The 16126-nt window shown below is 42.5% G+C and carries 9 protein-coding genes; 2 read left to right on the forward strand and 7 right to left on the reverse strand.

The window, feature by feature from the left end; genetic code table 11:
* Positions 1-320: 320 nt before the first annotated feature.
* From IM479_RS17980 to IM479_RS18005, 6 genes are all read right to left on the reverse strand, one after another.
* Positions 321-968: a Uma2 family endonuclease gene (locus IM479_RS17980; RefSeq protein WP_287687512.1), complete on the reverse strand. Its 648-nt coding sequence runs from the start codon at positions 966-968 to the stop codon at positions 321-323.
* A 35-nt stretch (positions 969-1003) separates the two neighbouring features.
* On the reverse strand, positions 1004-3352 hold the full coding sequence (locus IM479_RS17985; protein WP_287687514.1) for an HD family phosphohydrolase: 2349 nt from the start codon (positions 3350-3352) through the stop codon (positions 1004-1006).
* Between the two features lie 91 nt (positions 3353-3443).
* Positions 3444-4616: an RNA-guided endonuclease InsQ/TnpB family protein gene (locus IM479_RS17990; RefSeq protein ID WP_272096138.1), complete on the reverse strand. Its 1173-nt coding sequence runs from the start codon at positions 4614-4616 to the stop codon at positions 3444-3446.
* Positions 4617-5248: 632 nt separating this feature from the next.
* A complete protein-coding gene (locus IM479_RS17995) occupies positions 5249-8206 on the reverse strand; it encodes a formylglycine-generating enzyme family protein (RefSeq protein WP_287687516.1) in 2958 nt (985 codons plus the stop codon).
* An 8-nt stretch (positions 8207-8214) separates the two neighbouring features.
* Complete coding sequence (locus tag IM479_RS18000) at positions 8215-9186, reverse strand: AAA family ATPase (protein ID WP_287687517.1); 972 nt, start codon at positions 9184-9186, stop codon at positions 8215-8217.
* Positions 9168-10544, reverse strand: a complete 1377-nt coding sequence (locus tag IM479_RS18005) for a hypothetical protein (protein WP_287687518.1) — start codon at positions 10542-10544, stop codon at positions 9168-9170. The genes IM479_RS18000 and IM479_RS18005 overlap by 19 nt, the downstream gene beginning before the upstream one ends.
* A 126-nt stretch (positions 10545-10670) precedes the next feature.
* Here IM479_RS18005 and IM479_RS18010 point away from each other — a divergent pair, with 126 nt between their 5' ends.
* Complete coding sequence (locus tag IM479_RS18010) at positions 10671-10835, forward strand: hypothetical protein (RefSeq protein WP_287078527.1); 165 nt, start codon at positions 10671-10673, stop codon at positions 10833-10835.
* Positions 10836-10971: 136 nt separating this feature from the next.
* Here IM479_RS18010 and IM479_RS18015 read toward each other — a convergent pair whose 3' ends face one another.
* On the reverse strand, positions 10972-12156 hold the full coding sequence (locus IM479_RS18015; RefSeq protein ID WP_286825368.1) for an NAD(P)H-quinone oxidoreductase subunit H: 1185 nt from the start codon (positions 12154-12156) through the stop codon (positions 10972-10974).
* 566 nt (positions 12157-12722) lie between these two features.
* Between IM479_RS18015 and pruA the strand changes: the two genes are divergently transcribed.
* Complete coding sequence (pruA, locus tag IM479_RS18020) at positions 12723-15692, forward strand: L-glutamate gamma-semialdehyde dehydrogenase (RefSeq protein ID WP_287687519.1); 2970 nt, start codon at positions 12723-12725, stop codon at positions 15690-15692.
* The last annotated feature ends 434 nt before the right edge of the window (positions 15693-16126 follow it).

Genomic DNA, 16126 nt, shown 5'->3' on the forward strand with positions numbered 1-16126 from the left:
AATTACTGGTGCAAGTTGGGAATCTGGTAATGTACCGCAAGTCCTTCGTCATCGCTGTGCTTATCTAAATGGTTGCCTTTTTTAACTTTTTTATTGAGATCATTAAGCATTTCTACTTATTGCAAAGGTGAGATGCTCCCATTAAATATACTCAAAAAAGCTACGATAGGGCATATCGGAAGTTGGTCATCAGACCTAAACGCTTGGGGAGATTGAAGCTCTATTTTGGTTGGTAGCAATACCTGTCAAGACAACTTGAGTCAGTGAACCAAGAATCCCTCGCATGAGCGCGACGGGAGTGTCAAAATTGGTAATATTTATTAACTAAAATTCTCTAAAGCTTCAAACTGACGTAAAGCAAGACTAGAACCTTGATTCCAGCCTAATTCTACATAATAGGGTAAAAGTTTCTTGATATTTATATCGGGAAAGAGACGACTATTTTCGCTTTCTTGATAACTGTCTTCTCTGAACAGATATATTTTTAATTCTTCCCGACGATAAACCCACAATTCAGGGATTTTTAGCAATTGATAAGCCTCTACATCAGTCAGAGAAGTAAAATCCACTTCTATAGCTAAATCGGGAGGAGGATCAACAGTTAAATCAATTCTTTCTTTGCCTAAAATTGCCTGTCTATTATCAATATAAAAACAAGTATCTGGTTCTACTCCCGCTTCTCCCAGCATTTTCAAGGTAATCGGATCAAAACATTGCCAGTCTTTACCTTGACGACGGAGGATAATTTTTACTAAATCCCTTAATGTATCAACACGATTGCCATGACTTGGTAAAGGAGACATAAGCCGAATTTCTTCAGTTTTGCGATTAAAATAGAGTTTGGGATAGGTTTTTTGGAGACGTAAACTCAGTAATCTTTCGTAATCTTCCCAAGTCTGATGAGGGAAAATAACCTGATTACCTGGAGATAAAGATAAAGTATTTTCGTTGAGAGTAATTAGTAGCATTTTGGTAATTATTTTTGATTTTTTGCTGTTATCTCTTATTTTTTTTCGGCTGAGGAGACTTCTAAAACTGCTTTCGGGTAGGCAATGCGTTGATGATGGAATTGTTGCCAAACTTGCACAAAAATCTCGGCAATAATTGGTAATTCCTCCTGACGAATACCACTATCTACTAATTGTTGATCGCGCCATCGGGCCTGAAAAATCTTTTTGATCATATCCATGGCTTGTTCTGGGGAGGCCTCCTTTAGCGATCGCAAAGCGGCCTCGCTACTATCGGCTAACATAACGATCGCCGTTTCTCGCGATTGGGGAATCGGACCATCGTAGCGAAAGGCTGCTTCATCGACGATTTCTTGACCATTTTGTCTGGATTTTTGCAAAGCTTGCTGATAAAAATAGGAAATTAAGAGATTGCCTTGGTGTTCGGGAATAAAATCGCGGACGACTCGCGGTAAACCCTGTCTGCGGGCCATGACTAACCCTTCGCTAACGTGCTTTTTAATAATCTCGGCGCTGACGTAGGGATCGTTAATTTCATCGTGTTTATTCGGGCCACCCATTTGATTTTCAATAAAACCGAGAGGATCGTGCATTTTCCCGATATCGTGATAAAGGGTTCCCGTGCGAATTAATTCCACATTACAGTGCAGTTTTCGGGCGGCCGCTTCGGCTAAACAGGCGACAAAAAGGGTATGTTGAAAAGTACCCGGCGCTTCTGTGGCCAAACGTTTGAGCAAACTACAATTAGGATTGGACAACTCCACCAGACGAATGGGAGTCACCACATCGAAACAGCGTTCCAGATAGGGGGATAATCCTAGAGCGATTACCGTCCAAGCTATTCCCGATAGACCATAGACGAGCGCCGTGGGTAGTAGAGCATAGATGATCGTGCTGGCCGTGGCGCTAACGATTAGGTAGGTGAGCAGATAAACACCCCCTTGACTGACTCCGATTCCCATTCCTAGGAGCGATAATTCATCCCGGGAGCGCAATTTTGCCGCTATTATGGCCGCTAATAGTCCCCCGATCGTCCCCGCGATTAAATCGGCGCTGATGCCTTGGATACTGAATAGGGAAAGACCGGCAGTTAAGAGGACTTGGGTGACGGCCAAAGTCGGGCCATAGAAACTGCTGACTAATAAACCCACGGCTGCCAGATTGGTAAAGGGAATATGGGCGATCGCTAAGATCGGTGTGGTAAAACTTAGTAAACCCAAGAGAATAAAATCCCGGTGACGCAGAGGCCGATGGAGACGCTGGGCCACGAGGCAAAAAGTCCCGATCACGCTGGTGACAAGGATTGCCGTTGCTCCTAAACCCATCCAGTTAATGCCCCGTTCGCTTAAACCAAAGCCATCGATGAGAACAAACTGAGCTTGAGTAATTTTTTCGCCTGTTTTAACGATAATTTGACCGGTTTGAGTGCTAGACATCACCATATCTACCGCTTCCACCGCTTTAGCCGCTTGTTCTTTGGTTGACTCCCGATCTTCTATCAGGTTAGCCTGTCCCTCCAGGGCCGCTAGAAGGATATTTTCGGCTAAAAGCTGCTGGCGACGGGTTAGGCGATCGCTGCTAATCTGCACGGCGATGGTATCCTGTAGGTGACTGGTGGAAATCCCCGGGGGGATGCCTTGCACCAAAATGCGACGACCCGCTTGCAGGATGGCTGTTTCTAGGTTTTGCCACTCTCGATCGCCCATTTGAGCTACTGCGATCAGATCGCCATATTTGAGTTGATTTAAGCTGGAATGCCGATAATTTTGGCTGGTTTGCCCCTGTATTTGCCGTAATTGCCCTAATCGATCGATAAATTGCTCAAATTTCCCCTTTGTCACGCGCTGACGATAGGCTTGGATTTCGTGTATAGCATATTCCTGCTCTTTTGTCAAGGGTTTTGCAAAAGATTCTTCATAGTTGAGGCCGCTTTGTAGAGTTGACCATTGAGCGGCAGAAAAGGTGAGCAGCGTTCCCAGTGTGGCGTTAGAAATAGTCCTGCTGATTAAAATGGAATTTTTGGGCAGAATTGGGATAATTTGACTTAATTGCCCTAAAGTGTCCCGCAGCGCTCGCTCAATCTGGGCAGTGGTTTGGGGGTCTCTTTTCAGCCGGGGAAGCAGTCCAGCCCGAATTTTTTGGCGTTTGAGGGCGGTGGTTTCTTGGTCTTCAAAACTGGCATCTTCGGGGGCGATAATTGTGACGGGGGAAATAGTCCCGACGGCCAATTTCGGCTGATTATAGAAACGATAACCGACTACGCTAGTCAGACAACCGACGGTAAACAGGAAGATTAAGGGTCGTCGAAGTTTACCTAGGGAGTAAGACCGAGATTTTCGGGCAGAATCAGGAAAAACCGTGAAAGAATGCAGAAAATGATTCATAAATTCCAGCTAAATTCTTTGACACTCCCGTCGCTAAAAGCGAGGGATTCTTGGTTCATCGAGTTTCCTTAATCTAGCAGGACGTATCCAACTAAACCAGAGGGAATCTCTCCCCAAGCGTAGTAGTTTCGGTATGCCCTACCGTACTTAGTCCCTTTTTGAGAATATTGATAGCGGCGTTAATATCTCTATCTTCTACATAGCCACAGTGAGGACAAATATGGGTTCTTGTAGATAGAGATTTAGCTACTTTTTGACCACAATTAGAACAGTTTTGACTGGTGTTATGGGGAGCTACTGCTACCGTGGCCTTACCATATTTAAAGCCAAAATATTCTAACCATTGCCGAAAAGTTGACCAAGCCACATCATTAATAGATTTAGCTAGTTTAGAGTTTTTTACCATGCCTTGAACATTTAAGTTTTCGTAAGCGATGAAATCGTTAGATTTAATGACGCGCAATGCCTCTTTTGAGGCAAAGCCTTTACGTTGCCTACTTACTCTTAAATGCTTTCTAGCATATCTCTTTCTGGCCTTTTGGTAGTTGTTTGATTGGGGTTGACCTTTTCTAAACTTTTTAGATTTCTTCCGATTCAGACGATTTAATCTTTTTTCTGCCTTGCGATAGTATTGCGGTATTTCTACCGTTTCCCCATCACTATTAGCGTAGAAAACGTTTAAACCTACATCCAATCCCACACATTTCTTTGTTGGTTCTAGGGGTTTAGCGTATTCCCGAATATCAACGCTAAGACAGAATTGGACATAGTAACCATCCGCTCGTTTAACAATCCTAACTCGTTTAATTTGGTCTATAGGGTAAAAGTTTAGGTCTCTGGTTCCTTTCAGTTTAACCGTGCCAATATTTTTCTTATCTGTGAAAGTTATTTTCTTTCTATCCTCCGATAGTTTCCAGCCACAGTTTTTATATTCCACAGAACGATTATTCTTTTGAAACTTAGGATAACCTTTTTTACCTTTTATTTTTTTCTTACAATTGTCATAGAAACGAGCAATAGACGACCAAGCTCGTTCAGCAGATGCTTGTCTAGCCGTAGAATTTAGAGTATCGACAAACTTGAACTGTTTGGCGAGAACTGCACAATATTTATTGAGAGAATATTTATCGATTTTGTCTTCTTTCTTAGCATCCATCCAAAGCCTTAAAGCCTTATTACGGATGAATTGTACTGTACGAATAGCCTCATCAATGGCAGAACACTGACTTGGTTTGACCACTGCTTTCATTTCTAAGACAATCATTGCTTATCGACCTCAAACAACCTATTTTATCTTAACCTATACAGCATAGATTGTCAAGATTTTAGTCGTGCTTCGCTGTTTTATATTGGCTGGGGTTTCATCCCGTCGCGCTAAAAGCGAGGTCTTGACTCCGACATTTGAGATAAACTGCGCCACCATGCCCAGAGGAAAAATACCAGCAGCTTGGTTTTGGGTTCCCCTTTCTATTTTAAGGACTCCCTGTGCAAAAAAAATTTTTTCTCGAAAGGTAAGCTGCCCGCGCATTTAAATTGCTTGTTGAGATGAGGCACTCAGGCAACAGCCGAACCGCAAAAGAGGGAATAAATAGGGCTTGCTGAATAATGGTAAAACCCTTTTAAAATAAAGCTTTTGACCTGTTAAAGTCCGATGTTAGTGCAAGAAAATAGGATTGGGACTTTCAAAAACCTTGCATTATCCTTCTTATAGTACATTGCTTGGTACAAAAAACAAGGGCAACAAAGCCTGAAACTCCTGACTCCTGACTCCTGACTCCTACCACCACCGAAAAACTTTTTCAGCAGACCCTAGTATAACCCCTAGATTAATACACTTGTACTATAGTTGCCTCAAAAAAATTCCGTAAAAGGTCAAGAGAGCAAAAGAGCAAAGAGTCAAAGCCCTGGGGAGACACACGCAACCCGAAAACCGTTGCTGCCGTAGTGGTTGTCGGGGCTGAACCTGCTGCGGTTGGCAGAACGACAGCAATCAGGGTTGAAGTACCAAGAACCGCCGCGCAGTACACGGTATCGCTTATCTGTCAAGAGTTTTTTTGTACTAATTAATAGGCTTTGATAACGATTATCATTATTGTCTTCGTCCCAAACGCTTCCGTCTCTGGGCGGCTCACCTTGATAATTCTCGTGCCACGGATCTAAACACCATTCCCAGACATTGCCGTGCATATCGTACAGCCCGAAGGCATTGGGGGGAAACTGTCCCACGGGGGTCGTTTGTCCTCGATATTCTCCCTCCGCTTCCCCGGCGTAGGTTTCTCTGGCATCGTAGTTGGCTAATTCTCCAGTAATGGTTTCCCCAAAGTGAAATGGGGTGGTTGTCCCGGCACGACAAGCATATTCCCACTCCGCTTCGCTGGGAAGTCGGTATTCTTTCCCTGTCAATTTCGATAATCTCGCGCAAAATTCGACGGCATCATACCAGTTGACTTGTTCTACGGGTCTATCCCAGCGCGTGGGTGATCCCCCCCTAGCCCCCCCTTCAAAAGGGGGGGAATCGGAAGCCCCCCTTTTTAAGGGGGGTTTGGGGGGATCTTTAAAGTAGGAGGGATCAGGGTTAAGATTTCGTTCTACTTTTAAAGTGGGTGATCCCCCCCTAGCTCCTTCAAAAGGGGGGGAATCGGAAACCTCCCTTTTTAAGGAGGGTTTGGGGGGATCTTTAAAGTGGGAGGGATCAGGGTTAAGATTTCGTTCTACTTTTAAATCCGTGCGGGAGGCAACTGCTCTCCACTGGGCCTGGGTAATCGGGGTTTGACTCATGTAAAAAGCGGGGACTTTGACTAGGTGTTGTGGTCTTTCCCTTCTAAATCCGTCCCAACGAAATTTTTTCATCAGTCTTTCGATTTCCTCATCTTCCGTTCCCATCCAGAATTCTCCTTGGGGAATATACATCATGGGGATATAGTTTTGAGCTTTTTTCCGGTTGCCAACTTCTGCAAGGTTTTCATCGTAAAAATAGGCTTTAACAGGTTTCCTCTCGATAACTTTGCCTTCTTGATTAACCAATACTGTTTCTGCGGTAAAAAGGAAAAGGTTTTCATTGTAGGGAACAATATCTGCTACTTTGTCTATTAAATGTTTTTGTCGGGTTCCTTCGTCTTCCGGGCTTAAATCCCCTCTAGAATAGGCGGCAATCGGTTCATTAAGCAATAACAAGGGTTCATAATCGGCTAAGGCAGCGGATAGATTCTCTAATAAAGCTGTCAATCTAACAAGACGCACTCGGTTATTATTTTTGATAGCTTCTTCTAGTAACTGTTTGATTTCATTGACCGCTTGACTAGGTTTTAGGTAGGCAAGAGCTAACCATTGTTGATTTTGCCAATAAACCGTTTTTGAGCAACGATCACCGATTTGTTCCTGAATATAGGTTTGTAACTGATAGGCCAGAGATTTGAGTTCCTCTGGGGTTAATTTTTTTAATAGTATTTTACGAATATCGGGGGACATTTCATAGAGTTCTCGATCTATTTTGCGGACTAAACTGGAGAGTAAAATATCAGCGATCGCATACCAAGGAGCTTGATTATTTTTATCTTGATGTTGACGCAGATAATAAAGTAAATTAGGGGATAAACTAAGGGGAAAGGCGGCTCTTTTCGCTAGTTCTCTGGTGTTTAGTTCGTTTTCTTTTTCAAATAATCTTAAACAGCTTTCTGCGCTAAAAAAATCTTCATCGTCATCCCAATTATCCCCTTGTTGAAATTGAGCGAGATCAAATTGAAAATGACGGGGTGGGATAGGTTCTTCTTTTAGCCATGTTATCAAGTTTTCCCAATCCTCTGTGGTTAGTTCAAACATGGAAAAATTGGGTATATCTTCAGCTAAATCAGCAATATCGATCGCAGTTGTCCCATACCATCGATGATAGGGTAAGGGGTTTAACCATGCGACTCGGCTAAATCTTCGGCTAAATCGTCGGATAAGGGTTTCTGTTGCGCTCAAGCGCTTTTCTACATAACGTTTTCTAGCAGCACCCGCATCACTAAGAATTAGACAACTGGTTACTTCAGGAGAATAGTTAGAGAGAACTTTGGTTAAAGATTGACTTTCCCAACCATTTTCTTGTCGTAAAACCTCCTCTCTAATCAGATTATCAAAGTAAAAATGGGGAACATTTTCCCAGGTTTGTTTCATTATTCGTCCAAATCCCGCAAAGGGAATCATGGAGTCAGAACAATCAATAAAAATAATAATTTCTCGGCGATAAAGTTGTTTCTTTTGGTAAATTATTTGGTCAAAAAAACCTCGTTTAGCTGTTGCAATCACCGTAGCTTTTATATCCCAAGTCTGTCGAGGACTTTCTAAGGGTAATGGACGCAGTTGCTGCCAACTTTCTTGTAATTTAGCGATACCAATAGGATAATAATCAGGATTATCTAGGGAGGTGATTTTTTTTCGCTTTTCAATAGCTGTGGCAATTTGTGGAAATGGAGTCTCAGGAGGTAAAGGTGCATCCCCAGAAGGGGTAATAAATGCTAATGAGGGAGATTCCCTATCATCCATCGGGTCTATTATTTTGCTAATCGATTCTTCTGGATGGCGAATAGGCGTTTTTTTGGGTATTTCTATATTTATTTCCGGTTGGAATTGTAGCATCTCTGTCCAGGCCTGATCAAACTTTTGTTTTTCTTCTGGAGATTTAACCCATAAAGCTTGACAAAGAAGTTTAATTTTAGGATTCTCTAAGTTGGGATTCTCTTGAATAGCAATATCAGAATCATTGGCGAGTTTTTGAATCAGGTAATTTTCCACCCGATAATATTGTTCAATAGACAGCGGAAATCCTTCTTCATTTCTGAGTTGATAAAATAGGTCAAGTAGGGGGGATGTCATTGGCTCTTTTAACCTCTTGTTCCATAATCTTGTAAATCAGTACGGCTTTTTAGTAAAATACTAGCGTGGGGTAATTTGTCCTGGTTTAATTTGGCGATAATTTCTTCAGGTTTGTACTTGAGTAACGATTTAAACCAGGCTATTAATTCACTTGTGCTAACTTTTTTTTCTCCTTCAGATTTAGTCTCGTCTTGTGATGTTCTCACTTCCTGAAAACGGTCCACTGCTTTGATGATAACATCTTGTTCAGCGTCGGTAAACCGTTCGGTTAATATTTTTCTTAATCTTTCTTGGTTGGGAAGCTCAATATAGTGATAAATGCAACGTCTCAGAAAAGCATTGGGTAAGTTTTTTTCTTGATTACTGGTAATTATAATCAGAGGAAAAGCTTGCTCATTTGCTTGAATTAAATCTCTTGTTTCTTTAATGAAAAAACGACGAGATTCAATGGCTAAAAGTAAATCATTAGGAAAATCTCGATCTGCTTTATCTATTTCATCAATTAATACTACCGATTGTTCTTCCTCATCTCGACTTTGTTTAAATGCTTTACCCAAGGCTTGTAAATCAACCCAATCTTTTGAAATAGCTGGATTTTTTTGCTCAGAAGAAGATTCTCCTGTTCCTTTTTGACTTAAAATTCCGCTAATTTGAGCAGCTTGTAAACGGCCAATATAATCATATTGATAGAGACTATCTTCCGCTTTACTTGTGGATTGAACTGTCCACTCATAATATTTTATAGGATTATTTTCCTGGCGATAATTAAATTCATAAACTAAGGCATGAGCTAGACGACTTTTGCCACATCCAGGCTCACCTTCTAGTAACAAAGGCATTCCCAATTCAATAGCCAAGTTAACAACTTCTATTAACTCATCACCTGCGTCATAGGGATAAATTTTTTGTTGAATCGGTTCATAATAAAGTCCCGATTCTGGTTGAATTTTTCCCCTGTAAGTTAAGGATAGTTTAGCCATCTATTTTCCCTCGATAATTGTCCTTTAAATTGTTGATAAAAAGCTTTCAGTGTGTCTTCTATGTTGCCTTCATTGCTATTTTCCCATAATTCCTGCAAGGTAGATTTAAATAAGTCTGTGGTTTCATCCTGTAAGTCACAACCTAACTGAAGTTGTTGAGCAAAAGTAGGAATAATTTCCTGAAAAGACCGTTGTTCAAAGCGAGAGTCAATCTGTAAGCGATGAATAGGACTTAATTCTGATAATTTGTCCTTATCTCTCCAATCATTACTTTTTCCATAATCTAACCAAATCATTAATAAAAAGCCTTTAATGGGACCATTTGATATTTTACGAGCGTTGGTAATTAAGTTTTGCCAAAACGAATAAATGTCCTTTAAACGGCAAAAGTCTGCACAATCAATTCCTTCAAAAATCAAACAAAAATTATGAGCCTTTAAATTTTTAATTCCTCCAGAATTATCTAAAAAATGTTCATGAAGACTATAGTTATCCCATTCTTCCTGACCATCTCCTTGAAACTTAAAAATAATGGTTTTAACGGGCAAATTATTAGTGATAAAAATTTGTTTTTCTAAACGACGCAAACACAAAACACGATATTGATGAAGACAAGGGGGAATATAAATACTGCCTTCTCGTAAAGGTTTAGCAGCTATTAAACCAGTAAAATTTACTACATTATTGTAATTAAATTCTGTTAAAACACGATAAATCTTCTCATTATTTGTTTGTTGATTTTTTAGGTTTTGAGGAAGTTGACAACATTGTAAACTGTCAAAATCTAGTTTTAATACTTCACAATAAGCTTGAACAATATAAGACTGTTTAGAGGTTTTTTGCCCTTTTTTTCCTAGTCCATATTTTTTTTCAGTACAAAACCGCAAACTATCTCTAGATATGCCAATTACCTTTAAAATAGACGAATCTAATAAATCATTAATATCTGCTAAGGTTAAATGAATTGAATTATCATTAATATCTTCAATTCTGGGTTTATTTATTTTATTTTGAGTAATGTATGTGCTTTTCTTCTGATTTTCAAATCTTTTAAAATCAGATTCATTTTGTAAGTACAATTTCTTCTTATTTGGTTCTAAAACCTCTTTAGTTGTTCCGGATTGTGGCGATGGTGTCATCCAAGCTTTCAAGACATTTAATGGAATGGTATAACTGGGAGGATGTGTTTGACTACGGTATTTTTCGAGAAATGCCTCAAGTAACCATCGACTTGCTTCTATTAATATTTGCTCTGTTTTCTCCGAAGCACAAGAAAAGTTTCCCTGATAAGCATCTTTAGCCTTACGAAGGGTTTCTACATCTTCATCCGATAATCTGATTTCGCCAGACCTCAACATAAATCTCGTCAAACGTCAACCTACCATCTGATCCACTTTTTGATCCCCTTTTGCCAGCATTTGCTTAAAGCATTTTAATCAACTTGTCCTCAAAAAACAAGCCATAAGGCGAAAGGAGCAAAATCTATGAATTTCTGGCAAAAACATAAAGCGGACATTGACTTGATTTGCCGCATCATCACCACTTTAACTGCCTTGGCTAGTTTGGGTGTTCAGGTGGGGGAGTTAAAGATTCCCCAAAGCGAGATTCCCCCTATCAATGAGGTTGAGGTGGAATTAAATATAAGATGAACGTAGGTTGGGTTGAAGCATGAAACCCAACCCCCGCATGGGTTACGCTACCGCTAACCCATCCTACAAATAATTGTGCCTCCCTACTTAGTAGGTTGATTCATGAATCAACCTACCTGCTCCCTAGGAGGGAGATTTAGCGATCGACTGACCCCATAATAATATCAATACTGCCTAAAATCGCCATAATATCGGCAACTTTTACCCCTTTGAGGATATGAGGCAGAATTTGAAGATTATTAAAATCGGCGGCCCGAATTTTCCAACGCCAAGGGAAAACATCATCATTACCGACGATAAAGATACCTAATTCGCCTTTACCACTTTCCAAGCGCACATAATGTTCACCTTTAGGGATTTTGAAAGTGGGGGCGACTTTTTTGGCGATATATTGATAGTCAAAATCATTCCAAGCTGATTTTTTCCCTTCTGCCATCCGTTTCGCTTCCAGATTTTCGTAGGGACCACCGGGTAAACCTTTCAGTGCTTGCCGGATAATTTTCACCGATTCGCGCATTTCCCGAATCCGCACCAGATAACGAGCAAAACAATCGCCGGCGGTTTCCCAATGCACTTCCCAGTCAAAATCGTCGTAACACTCGTAATGGTCAACTTTTCTTAAATCCCATTTCACCCCGGAAGCGCGCAACATCGGACCGGATAAACCCCAGTTAATCGCTTCGTCTCTGGTAATGCAGCCTATCCCTTCAATACGACGGCGGAAAATCGGGTTATTAGTGATTAATTTCTCGTATTCGTCCACTTTTGGCTCAAAATAGTCACAGAAATCCTCGCACTTATCCACCCATCCGTAGGGTAAATCCACCGCCACGCCACCAATCCGGAAATAATTGTTATTAATTAACCGCATTCCTGTGGCCGCTTCCCAGAGGTCATAAATCATCTCCCGTTCTCGGAAAATGTAGAAAAAGGGAGTTTGTGCGCCTACATCCGCCATAAAGGGGCCTAACCAGAGTAAATGGTTAGCGATGCGGTTGAGTTCCAACATAATCACCCGGATATATTGCGCTCGTTTGGGAACGGCGATATCGGCTAATTTTTCGGGAGCATTGACCGTAATCGCCTCATTAAACATCCCTGCGGCGTAATCCCAACGACTAACGTAGGGAACGTACATGACATTGGTGCGATTTTCGGCAATTTTTTCCATGCCCCGATGAAGATAACCGATTACGGGTTCGCAGTCAATCACGTCTTCCCCGTCAAGGGTGACGATTAAGCGCAAAACTCCGTGCATCGAAGGGTGATGGGGTCCCATGTTTAAAACCATGGGTTCTGTTCTCGTTTCAATTTTTGCCATAGGGCTACCGATGATCCCGAAAATCTTTTTAAAGTTATTATAAGTAAACGCTTCGACAATACACAAGGACTATCGGGTATCAGTAATCAGGAGACTCCGAGACAGGAGACAGGATTCAGGAGTCAGGAGTCAGAAGTCAGGAGTCAGAAGTCAGAAGTCAGGAGACAGGATTCAGAAGTCAGGAGTCAGGAGATTATTTTTATTTATTCTTCCCATTTCCCCACTTCCCCATTTCCCCATTTCCCCATTTCCCCACTTCCCCATTTCCCCATTTCCCCACTTCCCCACTTCCCCATTTCCCCATTTCCCCACTTCCCCGCACCCCACACCCTACACCCTACACCCCACACCCCACTTCACCACTCGATCGAGTACAATAGAGTGTTCAGCAAAAGCGATCGGTTATTAGCTTTGATTAGTCCTTCGGTAAGAGTTATAGACCAGAGAAAAGAGCCATTAAGAGCGGCAATCAGCTGAAAAAGCTCAAAAACTGAATTTTAGGCTCAAGGCTGACCTTAGCTTGCTGAAAGCTGAATCCCGTTGATAATTTTTTTACTTGAATCACCGTGGTTATCCAAATCGACTCAACTCAAAACTACGAAACCAAAACCCAAGAGATCGCTAGACAACTTTTAGCCGAAACTCGCGAAAAAAAAGGTCTTTGGTCTGCTTTACAGGATCAAATGCGTTGGGATGATAAATTACTCGATTGGGCAATGTCTAACCCCAATTTACGAGTACAATTATTCCGTTTTATTGACTGTTTACCCGCTTTACGCAGTAATGCCGAGATCGCTAATCATCTGCAACAATACCTCGGTGATGCTTCCGTAGAACTGCCCAGTGCGCTGAAAAATATCCTCAACTTTAGTGATCCTAACTCCCTACCCGCTCAAACGGCCGCCAGTCTGATCAGTAAATCCGTAGAAACTTTAGCTCGTAAGTATATCGCTGGGGAAGACCTAGAGCAAATTACTCGCACTGTCACCCGTCTGCGGAAGGAAAAAATGGCTTTTACCATAGATCTCCTCGGTGAAGCGGTAATTACTGAAGCGGAAACCCAAGTTTATCTACAAAGTTATCTCGATTTAATGACCCATTTGGCTCAAGAAGCAACCAAATGGAATAAAGTTAGCCAAATTGATCAAGCGGACGGCGAATTACTACCACAAGTGCAGGTTTCTGTCAAGCTAACTGCCTTTTATTCTCAGTTTGATCCCATGGATCCGATTGGCAGTAAAGAGAAAGTTTGCGATCGCATTCGCCTACTATTGCGACGCGCTCAGGAGTTAGGGGTGGCAGTCCATTTTGATATGGAACAGTACGTTTATAAAAACCTCACCCTGGCTATCCTGAAAGAATTACTCCTAGAAGAAGAATTTCGCAGTCGTACCGATATTGGCATCACCCTACAGGCATATTTAAGAGATTCTGCCCAAGATTTACAAGATTTAATTAATTGGGCGAAAAAGCGCGGTTATCCCGTTACTGTCCGGCTAGTCAAAGGCGCTTACTGGGATCAGGAAACGATTAAATCTCGCCAAAATCATTGGTCACAGCCGGTATATAACGAAAAATCGGCCACCGATGCCAATTATGAACGGATGACGCGGTTATTATTGGAAAATCATCAATATTTATCCGCTGCTATCGGTAGTCATAACGTGCGATCGCAAGCCTTGGCCTGTGCGATCGCAGAAAGTTTAGAAATTCCCCGTCGTCGCTTTGAAATGCAGGTATTGTACGGCATGGGCGACCAATTAGCCAAAGCGTTAGTGAAGCGGGGTCATCGGGTGCGGGTTTATTCCCCCTACGGACAACTCTTACCCGGTATGGCCTACCTAATCCGCCGTTTATTAGAAAATACCGCTAATAGTTCCTTCCTGCGGCAAAATTTGGAGGATCGTCCTGTGGAAGATTTAATCGCAGCCCCCCGGGTTTTAGGCAATGATAACCCGATTATCCCCGGTTTTCCTAATGCCCCTGATACAGATTATGCCAACGAGCAATTGCGAAATAAAGCGAATCAAGCCCTTACTTTTGTCAAAAATTCCCTCGGTAAGACCTATTTACCCCTAATTAACGGTGAATACGTCACCACCAATGTTCAAATTAATTCCGTTAATCCCTGTAACCCGCAGGAAATAGTGGGTAAAGTGGGCTTAATTGAGGTGGAACAGGCAGAAAAAGCGATAATAGCGGCGAAACAGGCTTTTCCCGCTTGGAAACGCACTCCAGTGGCTAAAAGAGCCGAAATACTGCGAAAAGCGGCAGATTTGATGGAAGAGCGACGACACGAGTTATCGGCCTGGATTTGTTTAGAAGTGGGCAAAGTTATCCAACAGGCGGATCCGGAAGTGTCAGAAGCGATCGATTTTTGCCGTTATTACGCTTCCGAGATGGAAAGACTGGATTTAGGGCATAATTTCGACGTAGCAGGCGAGAATAATCGTTATTTCTACCAACCCCGGGGTATTGCTTTAGTGATTTCTCCCTGGAATTTCCCCCTAGCGATCGCAGTGGGGATGACAGTAGCAGCTTTAGTAGCCGGTAACTGCACGCTATTGAAACCAGCCGAGACTTCTTCGGTGATTACGGCGAAATTTGCCGAGATTCTCCTAGAAGCGGGTATTCCTGCTGGAGTCTTCCAATATATCCCGGGTAAAGGTTCGCAAGTGGGGGCGCATTTAGTCAGCCATCCCGATGTTCACCTAATCGCCTTCACCGGTTCACGAGAAGTGGGCTGTCGCATCTATACAGATGCCTCTATCGTGCAAAAGGGTCAAAAACACCTAAAACGAGTTATCGCCGAAATGGGCGGCAAAAATGCCCTAATCGTCGATGAGAGTGCCGATTTAGATCAGGCCGTTGTCGGTGCGGTTAAGTCCGCTTTTGGCTACACCGGCCAGAAATGTTCCGCCTGTTCCAGGATCATCGTTCTGGAAAGCGTCTATGATAGCTTTGTGGACCGCTTTGTCGAGGCTACCAAGTCCCTCAATATCGGGCCGACGGATTTACCGAGTACGGAAGTAGGACCGGTTATCGACGAGAAAGCTCAAGCAAGAATTCGGGAATATATCGAAACTGGTAAAAAAGAGGCAGAATTGGCCCTAGAAATGCCAATTCCAGAAGTGGGTTATTTCGTCAGTCCCACCGTCTTTAAGAATGTTCCCCCCGATGCGGTAATAGCGATGGAGGAAATTTTCGGTCCCGTGGTGGCGATTATCAAAGTGAGTAATTTTGAGGAAGCTTTAGCTGTGGCTAACGGAACCGACTATGCTTTAACTGGTGGCTTATATTCTCGCACTCCTGCCCATATTAACCGAGCTATGCAGGAATTTGAAGTGGGAAACCTCTATATTAACCGGGGAATCACCGGTGCGATTGTCTCCCGTCAACCCTTCGGGGGTTTCAAGATGTCGGGGGTAGGTTCCAAAGCAGGGGGTCCGGATTATCTGCTGCAATTCCTCGAACCTCGTCACATCAGCGAGAATATTCAACGTCAGGGATTTGCACCGATTGAAGGGGCCGATTAAGCCATTCACAGCTAAAATTAGCTATTATTGGGGGTTTATACCCCCAAATCTGGTTCATTTATCGGCTAAAACCCATCTTAACCCCCTATCCTTAGATTAAGCGTTTTCACTTTCGAGGGATTTCGCTAGAATACAGAAAGCGGTAAAGCGCGTAAAGTATCACGGAAACCTCCCGCTCCTTTGTACCTCGGAACAAATATCGCCCTTGAAAATGTAATGGTGACGGGTCAAGCAGGATAGAAGCTTAACGGCTAAGGTCAAAATAGCCCACAAATAAAATTCGGAGCCGTCCGCCGCCGGGCAGTCGGTAGACGTTAAACTAAAACGCTTGTGGATTCGGTCTGACGGGGGCATAGTCTTCGGATTGTGTCTAGTTAAGAGGAGTAGAAGCAAGAATCTCCCGTCACAGCGTAGCTTGACGGCGAGAGTGTCAA

The sequence above is a fragment of the Microcystis sp. M165S2 genome, assembly GCF_020245885.1.
GTDB lineage: Bacteria > Cyanobacteriota > Cyanobacteriia > Cyanobacteriales > Microcystaceae > Microcystis.

Bases quoted from the DNA above. Each gene is read 5' to 3' on its own strand.
- IM479_RS18015 (WP_286825368.1), bottom strand. From the start codon at position 12,156: ATGGCAAAAATTGAAACGAGAACAGAACCCATGGTTTTAAACATGGGA.
- IM479_RS18000 (WP_287687517.1), bottom strand. From the start codon at position 9,186: ATGGCTAAACTATCCTTAACTTACAGGGGAAAAATTCAACCAGAATCG.
- IM479_RS17990 (WP_272096138.1), bottom strand. From the start codon at position 4,616: ATGATTGTCTTAGAAATGAAAGCAGTGGTCAAACCAAGTCAGTGTTCT.
- IM479_RS18005 (WP_287687518.1), bottom strand. From the start codon at position 10,544: ATGTTGAGGTCTGGCGAAATCAGATTATCGGATGAAGATGTAGAAACC.
- IM479_RS17995 (WP_287687516.1), bottom strand. From the start codon at position 8,206: ATGACATCCCCCCTACTTGACCTATTTTATCAACTCAGAAATGAAGAA.
- IM479_RS17985 (WP_287687514.1), bottom strand. From the start codon at position 3,352: ATGAATCATTTTCTGCATTCTTTCACGGTTTTTCCTGATTCTGCCCGA.
- IM479_RS18010 (WP_287078527.1), top strand. From the start codon at position 10,671: ATGAATTTCTGGCAAAAACATAAAGCGGACATTGACTTGATTTGCCGC.
- IM479_RS17980 (WP_287687512.1), bottom strand. From the start codon at position 968: ATGCTACTAATTACTCTCAACGAAAATACTTTATCTTTATCTCCAGGT.